Source organism: Amedibacillus sp. YH-ame10 (assembly GCF_053848885.1).
Genome location: NZ_JBSPFA010000001.1, coordinates 147,975 through 161,821, shown reverse-complemented (window position 1 = coordinate 161,821; position 13,847 = coordinate 147,975). Strand labels below are relative to the sequence as shown.

Below are 13,847 nucleotides of genomic sequence, written 5' to 3'. Positions count from 1 at the left end.
TTAAGGGGATAGAATGTATAGAAAATAATTAGGGGGTTATTTTCTATCAGGCGAAGAATATCTTTGCCTACATAGTATTATACCAAAAAGATAAAGGAAAAAGATAAGTAAATTGTGGGAAAATATGTGATTTAATCTTTTAAGAGGTTTGTTAGACCTAAAAAGCTCTCAAGAAATTCCTTTTTCTGTTCTTCAGGAATCGAACGAAAGCCTTCTAACAGCTTATATTCTTTATCATCCTGTGCTAACAAATGCGCACAATTCTTTTCTTTGATATCTAATATAAAACGGATATCTATATCTAATATTCTGCATAATGCGGATAAAGTGTCTAAATCTGGGAAAGATTTATTTGTACAATAACTGGATATTGTTCTTTGATCCAAGTTTAATTGTTCCGCCAGGTCTTTTTGATGCAGTTTCTTTCGTACCATTTGTGCCCGTATGATACCACCTATATTTATCACGACAACACCTCTTCCTGTACTAAGTATAAATGAGAAATGGAAAAACTTGGCAGAATACCAATAAAAATGGTAAAATATTATTACACCAATAACAATAGTATTTTTATGTATAATGAGGGAAGACAATGAGTAATGAACAAAAACTAATTTACATGTTGGATACATGTTGTACCACAAGAGAAGATTTGGACCTTTTATTATCATGGATTGATGAAGAAGGAATCGATGAAGTGTATAAGATAGTACACTATATGTTTGATGAAGATGAGCATATAAAACCAGGAAGATAATGGGCATATTCATGCTCATTTTTTTTCTTGTATGAAACTTTTTGTTTAATATATCGAATATTTTATCAAATCTACTTGAAAATCTATAGAAGCATGATATAATCTTTCTGTTTCAAATATCATACGAAAAGTTTAGTGATACTAAACAGAAAAGGGAGGTATGTATGGACATCGGTCAAAGGATAAAGCAACTACGTATACAAAATAATCTTACGTTGGAAGAATTAGCGTCTAGAAGTGAACTTACTAAGGGGTTTTTATCCCAATTAGAAAGGAATCTTACCTCCCCCTCTGTTTCTACATTGGAGGATATTTTAGAGGCGCTAGGCACTGACCTTGCGTCTTTTTTTAAGGAAAGTAAAGAGTCAAAAGTCGTCTTTAAAAAGGAAGATTATTTTGTGGATGAGCATGATGAATATTGTATTCATTGGATTGTCCCAAATGCACAAAAGAATGAAATGGAACCCATTGTTTTAGATATTTATTCCCATGGGCAATCCAAAGAAATTGATCCCCATGATGGAGAAGAGTTTGGCTTTGTTTTAGAGGGGCGAATTACCCTTGTAAATGGAGAACAAGAACTTCCAGTAAAAAAGGGAGAAACGTTTTATATCAATGGGAAATATCGTCATTATTTAAAGAATGTTGGCAAAGTGGATGCGAAAGTATTATGGATCACTACGCCACCATTATTTTAGGAGGAACTTAAATGGAAGAGAAAAAGTTGATTCAATTTAAAAATATAGTAAAAGAGTTTGATGGACAGTTGGTACTAAAAGGAATAAATTTGGATATTCATGAAAATGAATTCGTAACTTTACTAGGACCAAGTGGATGTGGTAAAACAACCTTATTAAGAATTCTTGCGGGATTTTTGATACAGAGTGAAGGGAAAGTTCTGTTTGAGGGAGAAGATATTTCACAAGTTCCTCCTTATAAAAGAGAGTTGAATACCGTATTTCAAAAGTATGCGTTATTTCCTCATATGAATGTATATGACAATATCGCATTCGGTTTAAAAATCAAGAAGATGAGTAAAGACGTTATCGAACAAAAAGTATTGAAGATGTTAAAACTAATCGGATTAGAAGGCTTTGAAAAAAGAGATGTTACATTATTATCTGGTGGACAACAACAACGTATTGCGATTGCACGTGCACTTGTTAATGAACCTAAGATATTATTGTTGGATGAACCTTTAGGAGCTCTAGATTTAAAACTTCGTAAAGAGATGCAATATGAATTGAAAAAGATTCAACAAGAAGTAGGGATTACCTTTATTTATGTAACACATGATCAAGAAGAGGCATTGACAATGTCTGATAAGATTGTGGTTATGAAAGATGGAGAAATCCAACAAGTTGGTTCTCCTACAGATATATATAACGAACCACAAAATCGCTATGTAGCGAATTTTATAGGGGAGTCTAATATCATTCCTGCAACTATGTTAGATGATTATAAGGTTCAATTTGATGATATTACATTTGAATGCGTGGATTTTGGATTTAAGAAAAATGAAGCTGTGGATGTTGTACTGCGTCCTGAAGATTTAGATATTGTAAAAGTAGCGGATGGAAAAATGAATGGACTTGTAAAATCTGTTCTATTTAAGGGTGTTCATTATGAAATCATGGTAGAAACAGTGCCAGGGACAACCGTAACGGTACGTATGAACGTATCGAAAGAACATGATGTTATCTCCGATAATAAGAAGGAAAAAATATCTGCCAATGACTTCTTCGTAGATATTGAAGATATCAAAGAATTAAATGATGCGGAAATTATTGCACGTGCGGATGCACAAGCATGGAGTCCTGAAGATGATGAATATATTTCTATTTCTAAAATGGAATACGATATTCAAGAAGAAATTGGTACTTATCCAGTGACATTCTCTACAAATTCAGGAACTAGTGTTACCATCAATGTCTTTGTTGTACAACAAGAATATGTAGAAAATCCTAAAGCAAACGAGGCTATCTCTGCATTTAACTTCTTTAAAACCGTGGATGAAATCAAAGAAAGTTCTGCGATTGATACAGACTTGAAAACTTGGGCGAATGCACAGAGTTGGAAGTTAAGTGATGAAAGTGTTGTGGAAATTTCCGATGTGGATTATGATTTTGATCCAGATAACATTCGTACAGGAACCTATAAGGTTACGTTCTCTACACAAGGACGTGAATTTAAGATTCATACAACGGATATTGCGAGTGAAGGTAGCGAAGTAGGGCTTAGCTTTCAACCAGAAGATATTCATGTCATGAGTAAGATGGGTTACTAATCATGAAGACATTTAAGCGATTAACGTATCCATACATTATATGGATGGTCGCGATGATTGTTCTTCCTATGTTGTTAATTATTGTATATGCTTTAACAAAACAGGGAAACAGCGTCGCTACCCTACAATTTACATTCAACAACTTTACAAAGTTTTTTACCGATGCCGCATTCTTAAAAACCCTATGGGTATCTTTGCGCATTGCGTTTATTACGACCATCCTATGTATTCTAATAGGTTATCCAGTAGCGTATGTCATCGCAAAATCAAAACAAAGAAATTTATTGATTTTATTAGTTACTCTACCAATGTGGATTAATATGTTGGTTCGTACGTACGCATGGATTGGAATTTTATCCGATAATGGACTCATCAATACTCTGTTGTCACTTGTTGGATTGGGTCATGTGAAATTATTGTATACTGAGTTTGCGGTCATTCTTGGAATGGTGTACAACTTTGTACCATTTATGATTTTACAAATTGATTCTTCCTTAGCAAAAATGGACAATTCTTTATTAGAGGCAGCGAATGATCTAGGGGCTAGTCGTTTCCAACGCTTTCGTCATGTGACACTTCCCTTATCGTTACCAGGGGTAATATCTGGTATCACGTTGGTATTCTTACCAGCAGTATCGAGTTTCGTAATTCCTAAGTTAATGGGTGGTGGAGGCTTTATGATGATTGGTAATATCATAGAGAACCAGTTCATTACCGTTGGAGAATGGAACTTTGGTAGTGCGATTTCTATGATTATGGCAGTTATTATTATGATTAGTATGTATGTGACGAGAAGATTGGATAAAGGAGACGACGCTTCACACTCCAAAGAAGGAGGAAGTGGCTCATGATATCAAATAAACTTGCGAAAAGATTGATTCTTGGACTCATCTTCTTATTCTTCTATTTTCCTATTTTATATATGTTAATATTTTCTTTCAATGGTTCTCGTTCTTTGACGAGCTTTGATGGGTTCTCGCTACAGTGGTATCACAAGATGTTTAGTGATCGAAATATGATGGAGGCAATTTATTATACGTTAGTAACAGCGGTTATTGCGACGTTTGTTTCAACGATAGTGGGTACGATTACCGCCATTGGTTTATCTAGATCACGTCGTGTGGTACGTGAAGTAGTATCACAAATAAACAATTTACCAATCATGAATCCTGAAATTGTTACGGCAGTAGGATTGATGTTGTTCTATGTATCGCTTCGTATTGAAAAAGGTTTTCTTACCATGTTGTTGGCACATATCGCCTTTTGTATTCCTTATGTAATCCTAAGCGTTATGCCAAAGCTTAGAAGTCTTGATCCAAACTTAGCGGAAGCAGCCATGGATTTAGGTGCTAAGCCATCACAAGCAATGTGGAAAGTCATCGTACCACAAATTATGCCAGGGATTGTATCTGGCGCATTGATTGCTTTTACGATGTCGTTTGATGACTTTACGATTTCCTATTTTGTGAGTGGAAATGGTGTAAAAAATATCTCTACACTTGTGTGGACAATGAGTAAACGTATCAATCCAAGTATCAACTCTTTATCAACTATTATCGTACTCATGATTACCATTACGTTAATCTTTGTGAATATCTTACCGCTTGTACGAGATAAAGCCAAAAAGAAAAACAAACCTATCTCCAATAAAGCATTTGGTATTGTTGGATTGTGTTTCACTCTAGTCATTGGTGGAATGTTGTTTGCCTTAAAAGGTGGTGTATCACAATCATCTCCAGAAGATGCAATCGCAAAATATGGAAGTGATGTTTTAAAGGTTTATAATGTTGGAGAATATATTGATCCAGACATCAATACTGCATTTGAAAAACAATTTGGAGTAAAAATCATATACGATACATTTGATTCTAATGAATTAATGTATACGAAACTACAAGGTGGAGAATCTTATGATATCCTTGTGCCTAGTGATTATATGATTGAACGTTTACTTCTAGAAGATAAGCTACAACCACTTGATAAAAAACGTATTCCCAATATTACGAATTTAAGTGAACGTGTAAAAAATCTTGCATATGATCCAAAGAATACGTATAGTGTTCCATATTTCTGGGGAAGTGTTGGTATAGTCTACAATAAGCATAACGTGGATAAAGCAGACCTAGAAAAACAAGGATGGAATATCTTCCAAAATACAAAGTATAAGGGAAAAATTTATATGTATGATTCAGAACGTGATTCCTTTATGATGGCATTAAAAGCATTGGGTTATTCTATGAATACAGAAAATCCTAAGGAATTAGAAGAAGCTTATGAATGGTTAAGCAATGTCGTAAAAACCATGAGTCCTGAAATCGTTACGGATGAAGTTATCGATTCCATGGTAAATGGTAATAAAGATATGGCATTGGTATATAGTGGAGATGCGGCCTATATCTTATCGGAAAATGAAGATATGGATTATTACGCACCAAAACAGGGAACCAATCTGTGGAGCGATGCTATGGTCATTCCAAAAGATGCGAAAAATCCAAAACTAGCAAATGAATACATTAACTTTGTATTAGATTATGAACAAAGTATGAAGAATACATTGTTTGTTGGATATGCATCAATGAATGAAGAAGTTCTTGAGGAAGTCAGTGCTCCTGATGGAGAATTTGATGGAAATAATGCATATTTACCACGAGTAGGTTATAAGAAGGATGAAATCTTTGAGTACAATGATGTCACAAAGAAAATCATTTCTGATTATTGGGTGAAAGTGAAAATCGCGAAATAGAGGTGAGTTTTATCAATAAACAAATCAAATTATGGAACAAGCGTTTCTTGGTGATTCTAGTCATTGTGTTTATGGTTGTATTGATGATTTTATAAGAAAAGCTGTCTGTTCTTTATGAGCAGGCAGCTATTTTAATGTGGAGATATCACGTGTGTTTATGAAGGTATCCATACTATAGAGAAAGAGTACTTCATCTACATGATGTTCTTGTATGTACTCACTGATATTTCCTTTGTAGTATCTCAAATCTAATAAGGTGATTTGAGATACATCATTTACTAAATATGGCGCAAAGCTTTGCGCAAAGGAATCTCTTACAATTAAGATGTGTTCTTTTTGTGTATTTGTGGTTGTTACATTTACTTCCGCATGATTTCCATCCATAAAGTAAGTATAAGCATCACGTTTCTTTGCGTTTTCATCAATGTATAAGGTATCTCGTTGTAATTCATCGTATGTTACTTGTACGTCCACTTGGTTCTTATACGCATAAAGGGTATCTCCTGGGTACCAAGAGGCTTTTGAACGAGCATATAAACTTCCTAGAAAATTGGATTTGATAAGTTCTTTTGTACCTAGTGGTGCAGGCTCTTGGTTACGTTCTTTTTGAAAGGCAACATAGCCATAATAGCTTCCAAGTGCACTCCAATGATGATCACTTTTATAATAGATATCTTCCAAACTATGATTTCGTAGGGTTTGAAAGACATCCACATAGTTGATTTGTTTGGTAAGGGAAGATTGGATGTCTTTGACTATCACATCTTCATCAATATCATAATGAGGGTTTGGCAACTTGTTTTCAAGTATGGTACGCGTAGAAGGTACCAACATTAAATATATAGGAATATCCTGATTGTGTGCGAAGGTATTAAGTACCTTTATGTTTTGTTTCCAAATGCTTTCATCTAGACGTTGTTGTTGGTTTAGCAAATAAGAATCTTTACCAAAGTATACATCATGAATGGAAGAGTAACCCAAAGCATAATCTTGAAATGTATTCAAACTGACCAAAGAATCTCGAAATAGAAATTGATCATTAAAGGCATCTTCACTCTTCTTTTGAAATGACTTATCCCATATGGATGTATTAGAAAGAGAAGGCATTTTCGATAAATATCGATTTTCTAAATCTGAAAAGGATTTCTCTGGAGTTACTAAAAACATACATAAAGGCACACTTAAAAAGAGTAGAAATATACATATCGTCATATGTTGTACAATTCTTTGTGCTTTCATAGAGACCTCCTTAGAAACGGAAATATAAAAATGGATTGTAAGTATCTGATGCCATTCGAGAAGTGCATAACAAGAGAAGTAACATCGTTATAAATAGTGTTATATATAAGATGTAGGACTTGTTTTTCAAACGCACATAAATCTTATGTACTAGTGGAGTACAACCTACTAACGCAAAGACAATAAGCAGTATTTGTGTATTCCATAAATAAAGTGTGAAAGCATCCATCCAACCTTGACTTTTAAATCCGATAAACACTTGCATATAAGATACTGCAGAAGCAATATCCTCACAGGCAAATAGAATCCATCCAAAAGCGATGATGATAAAGAAGTAAAGTCTAGATAAGAATGCATGTGAATGTAACCATTTCCCAATACCATATTTTTCAAGAATAATGAAAATCCCACAGTACAATCCCCATATGACAAAATTCCAACTAGCTCCATGCCATAATCCCGTTAGAAACCAAACGACTAGTAAGTTACCTATCGTTTTAGATATTCCTTTACGATTACCACCAAGTGGAATATACACATATTCACGAAACCAAGTGCCTAGGGTCATATGCCATCTTCTCCAAAACTCACTCATACTCTTTGAAATATAAGGGTAATTGAAGTTTTCAGGAAAATGAAATCCAAACATCTTACCAAGTCCGATTGCCATATCACTATACCCACTAAAATCATAATATAACTGTAGTAAGAATGCGAGTATACCAATCCAAGAGGTAAGCATGCTCATTTGAGACAAAGAGGAAACTTGATTCCAAATAGAACCCAAAGGATTGGCAAGGAGTACTTTCTTAGATAATCCACAGATAAATCTTTGGATTCCTTCATAAAACAAAGAAGAAGACGTTGTTCGATTCGTAATCTGTAAAGAGATATCACGATAACGTACAATAGGACCCGCAATCAATTGAGGAAAGAAGGTTACATACATTCCAAAATTCATGAAATTTGTTTGTGGTAAAGTTTCTTTGCGGTAAATATCAATTGGGTAGGTTAGGGTTTGGAAGGTATAAAAGGAAATACCAATCGGCAAAGCAATCTGCATAATATCCAAGGTACCTGTTTGAAGTAGGGTGGATATATTCCAAAGGAAGAAATTGAAATATTTAAAGAAAGCTAACAATGCAATATTGAAGATTACGGAGGCAATGACATATGTTTTTGCCTTCTGTTTTGTATCAAGATTTCGATAGACAAGTTTACCGATCTGAAAATTTACCAGAATTGATACTAGCATTACTATAATATATACAGGTTCTTGCCAGCCATAAAAAAACAAGCTAACAACAAAAAGGCATCCATTACGATACCTTTTTGGTAAAACATAGTACATAAGTAACACGAGTGGTAAATATGCAAATAAAAATAGTAAACTTGAGAATAACATTAGAAGTCTTTCTTTAATTCCTTCATAATATCTTCCGCTTTTTCAGCGATTACGATAATGAAATAGTTTCCACTTTCATATTCTTGACGATTTTTTACCAATTCATATTGATCAGGCAAATAAGTAGACCATGTATCTTCATTTGTTTTCATACGTTGATCTAGGGCTTTTTTAATTACATCTTTTTTTCCATCTTTCGCTTCTATCATAATGATTTCTGTAGCTTGTACATTCATCATAGGAATTGCGATAGCATATTGTTCTACATCCGCTACATCGATTTGAAACAAGTCTTTTAAAACTTGATCATCTACTTCCATAGTCGCAGGCAATTCATCTGCCTTACTTTCTAAAATAGTACTTACTGCTTTCTTTACATCAACATCATTTCCTTTGCTGGAACATCCACTTAAACATAACATTCCAACGACAAAACATAACAATATTTTTTTCATAGTATCCTCCATACTTAAGATGTCTATATTTTAACATGGTTATACTTCTTAGGCTACTATACAATTATAAAAATAAGGAGATTATATAAGGGATAGCAAAAAATCGCATATTAGATATCAGAATTCATTGACCTTGTAATATTTGTGGTATAAAATAAAAGCAGTTATACGACTGACGGAAGTGGAATTGACCACATGAAGTATAATCGTAAGTGAGCCGACCGTCTGGGTGAAGAGTCCAGAAATATCGGCTCTTTTTCTATGGAAAGGAAGAATTTATATGAAAGAAATGGAATTAAAGTACGGTTGTAATCCAAATCAAAAACCCGCAAGAATTTATACGAAGAATCATGATTTACCAATTCAAATTTTAAATGGAAAAGCAGGGTATATCAATTTATTGGATGCTTTGAATAGTTGGCAATTGGTAAAGGAATTAAAAGAAGCTACGGGTTTACCAGCAGCCGCAAGCTTTAAACATGTGTCTCCTGCAGGAGCTGCTGTTTACGTGCCAATGGATGAAACTTTGAAACAGATTTATTTTGTGGATGGAGTGGAGTGTACACCAATGGCTAGCGCATACATGCGAGCTCGTGGAAGTGATCGTATGTCTAGTTATGGAGATTTTGCGGCACTTAGTGATGAGTGTGATGAAGCATGTGCAACCTATTTGGCTAGAGAGGTTAGCGATGGCGTGATTGCGCCTTCATATTCAAAAGAAGCACTTGAAATCCTTAAGAAAAAGAAGAAAGGGAACTATTTGGTAATACAAATAGATCCAAGCTATGTTCCAGAAGAAATCGAACGTAAAGATGTATTTGGAGTCACTTTTGAACAAGGAAGAAATAATGTGTCCATCAATGAAGACTTATTAAAAGAATTACCTACTAAGAACAAAGTGTTGAGTGAAGGTGCTAAACGAGATTTAATGATAGCACTTATTACATTGAAATACACTCAATCTAATTCCGTTTGTTATGTGAAAGATGGACAAGCTATAGGCATCGGTGCGGGTCAACAATCCCGTGTACACTGTACTAGACTTGCTGGAAATAAAGCAGATAATTGGTATTTACGTCAACATGAAAAAGTATTATCTCTTCCATTTGTAGAAGGAATACGAAGAGCAGATCGTGACAATACCATTGATGTATATATATCGGATGATTATGAAGATGTACTTGCGGAAGGAACTTGGCAAAATATCTTTACGCATAAACCAGACGTATTTACAAAAGAAGAAAAGAAGGCTTGGTTATCTACATTTACCGATGTATCTTTAGGTTCTGATGCATTCTTCCCATTTGGAGATAATATCGAACGTGCACATCGCAGTGGAGTATGTTATATTGCGCAAGCAGGTGGATCCATTCGTGATGACAATGTAATTGAAACATGTGATAAATATGATATAGCGATGGCGTTTACGCACCTTCGTTTATTTCATCATTAATTTAGAAAAAGTGGGTTTCCACTTTTTCTTTTGCGAAATACTTAGTAAACATAAGGGAATGTGGTAAAATAATTTCATATGGAGGATATTTATTTATGAAAAATGTTTTGGATCATACGCTGGCACATCAGCGATACTTTGAAGAAATGACAAGAATCCCACATGGTTCTTTTCAGGAAGGTGCGTATGCGAAGTATTTGGTTGCATTCGCAAAGGAACATCAACTTGCCTATAAACACGATGAGATGAACAACGTGATTATTTATAAAGATGCTTCAAAAGGATATGAAGATCATCCTGCACTGATTTTACAAGCACATACGGATATGGTATGTGAAAAGAATAAAGATACAGAATTTGATTTTTATAAGGATGCTTTACAACTTGTGATAGAAGATGGCTTTTTGAAAGCGAAGGGGACAACATTAGGCGCGGATGATGGAACTGGTGTTGCATATATGTTAGCCATACTTGAAGATAAAGAGGCGAAACATCCTGCACTTGAATGTATCTTTACCGTACAAGAAGAGGTTGGTTTATTTGGGGCTATGGCAATCAAAAAAGAAGATATTCACGCAAAGAGAATGATCAACTTAGATGATGGTGGAGAGAGTGCTACTTGTACAACGAGTGCTGGGGGAGTAAATGTTATATTGAAAAAAGAACGTATCTTGGTTCCTGTTAGTACACAAGGATATTCCTTAGAAGTAAAGGGTTTGTTTGGTGGACATAGTGGGGGAGAAATTGATAAAGAAAGAGGCAATGCTAATAAATTATTGGCACGTATTTTATATAAAATAGATTCCACTTGTGGATTACAGATTCATAGTATCAATGGAGGAATCAAAGACAATGCCATTCCTCGTGAAGCAGTTGCCCTGTTTGTGAGTGATGCATCTTATGAAACCATGGAAAAGCTTGTACGTACCTTTGAAAAAGAAATCAAAAAAGAATTAGAATTTAGTGATAAAGGTGTACATGTCGTATTCCAAAAAGAAGAAGTTTGTGAGGCAATGGCAACAGTAGAAAGTGAAGCACTTGTAAAACTATTGTGTGCCTTGCCAAATGGTATGCGTGCACGTAGTATGGATATCAAGGATTTGGTAACTGCCAGCAGTAATGTTGGAGTGATTGAAAGTGGAGAACACATCACCATCAATTGTTCTGTGCGTGGAGCTTTGGAGTCTTTTGTGGATATGATCGGTGATGAAGTAGAGATTCTTGGAGAAGCATTCGAATATGAAAGCGAAAGAGAAGCTCGTTATCCTGCATGGAGTTATACGAAAGAATCCCCAATGCGTGAAACGTTACAAAAAGTATGCCGCGAACTGTATGAAAAAGAGTTAGAACTTGTTGCGGTACATGGTGGATTAGAGTGTGGAGTATTCAAAGCATTGGATGAAGATATGGATATCGTGACAATGGGGCCTATTATGTTTGATATTCATACACCAGATGAGAAATTAGATCTTGCTAGTTTTGATCGTACCTTTACGTTCTTAAAAACATATCTTGAAGAATTATAGAAAAGGACTGCGAGTGCAGTCTTTTTCTTAAGCATCTTACTTGTATATAGTTCTTTTTCATAGTATGTTTTTCATAGAAATAGTATCCTATAGCCAAAAGCGAGAGGTTATATAAATCCATATGATACATCAAGAAAGAAACAGAGGTATACATTTATGGAATTTTTAGAAGCAGTAAAATACAGACGTAGTCAATATGATATTAGTAATGAATCACCACTTACAAAGCAGGAAATCGAGAATGTGTTAAAAGATATGATGACCTATGTTCCTTCTGCATTTCATTCGCAAACATCACGAACAATATTACTATTTGATGATGCACATCAAAAGCTTTGGTCAATCGTAAAATCAACCTTGCAAGCAATCGTGCCAGAAGATAAATTTGCGCCAACTGAAGCAAAAATAAGTGCATTTGCGAAAGGCTATGGGACGATCTTATTTTTTGAAGATATGGATGTTGTAAAAGAATTACAAGAAAGTTTTCCTTTTTATGCTGATAATTTTCCAGTATGGTCGAATCAAAGTTCTGGTATGTTGCAATATGCAGTTTGGACTGCTCTTTCTTCCAAGGGTTTAGGGGGTACATTGCAACATTATAACCCACTCATTGATGAAGCGGTCATGCAGGAATTCGATTGTCCATCAAACTGGAAACTACTTTCTCAAATGCCGTTTGGCAAGCCTATGAGTAAGCCTAAGGATATTACGTATATGCCCATAGCAGAGCGTATGATTGTAAGAGGGATAACAAAATGATGAAGGTTATAAAAAGCGAGCAAATGGGGAAGAGCGAGCGAGGATGGTTGCATAGTACATTTCATTTTTCATTTGCGGAATATTACAATCCTAAAAACATGCATTTTGGAGCGCTACGTGTTGTAAATGATGATATCTTTGATGCAGGTAACGGATTTGATACACACCCACATAAAAATATGGAAATTATTAGTTATGTGATTGATGGAACACTTACGCATCAGGATAGTATGGGGAATCGTAGAGAACTAACGCGTGGACAAGTACAATATATGAGTGCAGGTACAGGGGTCTTTCATAGTGAACATAATTTGGGTAAAGAACCTCTACGTTTTTTGCAAATATGGATACTACCAGATAAAAATGGATATGCACCACAATATGGAGATTATCCTTATCGGTGGGAAGAGCGTAAAAATCAATGGCTATGCATTGCATCAAATACTTTGGACAATTCTTCAGTAGTGCTTCATCAAGATGTTGCTATATCTGTTTTAAGTCTTGATAAAGGAAAAAGGCAAGCATATTCTTGTAAAGCGGGAAGGATGCTATACCTCATTCAGTTAGAAGGAAGTGGCAGGATAAAGGATCAAGTGCTTACAAGTAAGGATGCAGTAGAATTGAAAGAAGAAGACTTAGATATTTGTGCGCTTAGTGATGCTCACTATATAATATTTGATCTTGTAGCAAATTAAATAATTTCTACAAGAGTAAGCAAAACTTTTTTGAAAAGGTTTTATCGTAGTGATAGGCGAAGAACTGTAAATGCAGTTCTTTTTTTTTGACAATAAAACTTGGTATAAATCATTGACAAGTAAACTTGGCAATGATAGTATAAAGGTGAACATAAAACATCATGAACTAAGGAGGTTGTTTGTTATGGAAAAAGACGATATACTAAAAAAAGCGAAGAAGAATGCTTCGCTTGATGAGGGAGAAGAGCATTACGCATCCTTAAGTGTAAAGGTTGGTTATGGTATATTTGGTATCCTATTTCCCATCTTTTTGCTCGGTACCGAATTTGTAGATGGCTCTTTTGCAGTGGCATTCTTATTATTCTCTATCGCCTTGGGCTTTTATGCGCCGCGTTGTTATTATAAAGCTAAATTTAAACAAGATAATTTATATTATTTTTTAAGTATTGTTTCACTAGTGTTGGTGGTCCTATTTGTTGGATTATATTTTTATACAATTACAAGGTAAGGAAGTTTTAATAACATCTT

At 34.8% G+C, this 13,847-nt stretch carries 14 protein-coding genes and 1 riboswitch; of the genes, 10 read left to right on the top strand and 4 right to left on the bottom strand.

What is annotated here, in order from left to right; all coding sequences use genetic code 11:
* Positions 1-131: 131 nt before the first annotated feature.
* Positions 132-467 (bottom strand): helix-turn-helix domain-containing protein, encoded by a 336-nt coding sequence (locus tag ACWG42_RS00810; protein WP_455789549.1) that lies wholly within the window; start codon positions 465-467, stop codon positions 132-134.
* Between the two features lie 125 nt (positions 468-592).
* Here ACWG42_RS00810 and ACWG42_RS00805 point away from each other — a divergent pair, with 125 nt between their 5' ends.
* From ACWG42_RS00805 to ACWG42_RS00785, 5 genes are all read left to right on the top strand, one after another.
* A complete protein-coding gene (locus ACWG42_RS00805; protein ID WP_455789548.1) occupies positions 593-757 on the top strand; it encodes a hypothetical protein in 165 nt (54 codons plus the stop codon).
* A 164-nt stretch (positions 758-921) separates the two neighbouring features.
* Positions 922-1,455, top strand: coding sequence for a helix-turn-helix domain-containing protein (locus tag ACWG42_RS00800; protein ID WP_455789547.1), 534 nt, complete (start codon positions 922-924; stop codon positions 1,453-1,455).
* Positions 1,456-1,466: 11 nt separating this feature from the next.
* Entirely contained in the window at positions 1,467-3,044 is a 1,578-nt protein-coding gene (locus tag ACWG42_RS00795) for an ABC transporter ATP-binding protein (RefSeq protein ID WP_455789546.1), read from the top strand.
* A 2-nt stretch (positions 3,045-3,046) separates the two neighbouring features.
* Positions 3,047-3,895, top strand: coding sequence for an ABC transporter permease (locus ACWG42_RS00790; RefSeq protein WP_455789545.1), 849 nt, complete (start codon positions 3,047-3,049; stop codon positions 3,893-3,895).
* The gene (locus tag ACWG42_RS00785; RefSeq protein ID WP_455789544.1) at positions 3,892-5,787 is read left to right on the top strand and encodes an extracellular solute-binding protein; all 1,896 of its coding nucleotides are present in this window, start codon (positions 3,892-3,894) and stop codon (positions 5,785-5,787) included. Before ACWG42_RS00790 ends, ACWG42_RS00785 begins: the two co-directional genes overlap by 4 nt.
* A gap of 126 nt (positions 5,788-5,913) precedes the next feature.
* Here ACWG42_RS00785 and ACWG42_RS00780 read toward each other — a convergent pair whose 3' ends face one another.
* The 3 genes from ACWG42_RS00780 to ACWG42_RS00770 form a co-directional block, all read right to left on the bottom strand.
* Entirely contained in the window at positions 5,914-7,026 is a 1,113-nt protein-coding gene (locus ACWG42_RS00780; protein ID WP_455789542.1) for a DHHW family protein, read from the bottom strand.
* A gap of 10 nt (positions 7,027-7,036) precedes the next feature.
* Complete coding sequence (locus tag ACWG42_RS00775; protein ID WP_455789541.1) at positions 7,037-8,281, bottom strand: MBOAT family O-acyltransferase; 1,245 nt, start codon at positions 8,279-8,281, stop codon at positions 7,037-7,039.
* A gap of 149 nt (positions 8,282-8,430) precedes the next feature.
* The gene (locus ACWG42_RS00770; RefSeq protein ID WP_455789540.1) at positions 8,431-8,886 is read right to left on the bottom strand and encodes a DUF4358 domain-containing protein; all 456 of its coding nucleotides are present in this window, start codon (positions 8,884-8,886) and stop codon (positions 8,431-8,433) included.
* Between the two features lie 158 nt (positions 8,887-9,044).
* Positions 9,045-9,124: riboswitch (ZMP/ZTP riboswitch) on the top strand.
* Between the two features lie 42 nt (positions 9,125-9,166).
* Here ACWG42_RS00770 and ACWG42_RS00765 point away from each other — a divergent pair.
* From ACWG42_RS00765 to ACWG42_RS00745, 5 genes are all read left to right on the top strand, one after another.
* Positions 9,167-10,339 carry a phosphoribosylaminoimidazolecarboxamide formyltransferase gene (locus ACWG42_RS00765; protein WP_455789539.1) on the top strand — a complete coding sequence of 391 codons (1,173 nt, stop codon included), beginning with the start codon at positions 9,167-9,169 and terminating at the stop codon, positions 10,337-10,339.
* Between the two features lie 95 nt (positions 10,340-10,434).
* Positions 10,435-11,865: a beta-Ala-His dipeptidase gene (gene pepD, locus ACWG42_RS00760; protein WP_455789538.1), complete on the top strand. Its 1,431-nt coding sequence runs from the start codon at positions 10,435-10,437 to the stop codon at positions 11,863-11,865.
* A 156-nt stretch (positions 11,866-12,021) separates the two neighbouring features.
* Positions 12,022-12,624: a nitroreductase family protein gene (locus ACWG42_RS00755; RefSeq protein WP_455789537.1), complete on the top strand. Its 603-nt coding sequence runs from the start codon at positions 12,022-12,024 to the stop codon at positions 12,622-12,624.
* On the top strand, positions 12,621-13,319 hold the full coding sequence (locus ACWG42_RS00750; protein WP_455789536.1) for a pirin family protein: 699 nt from the start codon (positions 12,621-12,623) through the stop codon (positions 13,317-13,319). Before ACWG42_RS00755 ends, ACWG42_RS00750 begins: the two co-directional genes overlap by 4 nt.
* A 184-nt stretch (positions 13,320-13,503) precedes the next feature.
* Complete coding sequence (locus ACWG42_RS00745) at positions 13,504-13,827, top strand: DUF6442 family protein (RefSeq protein WP_455789534.1); 324 nt, start codon at positions 13,504-13,506, stop codon at positions 13,825-13,827.
* Positions 13,828-13,847 lie beyond the last annotated feature (20 nt).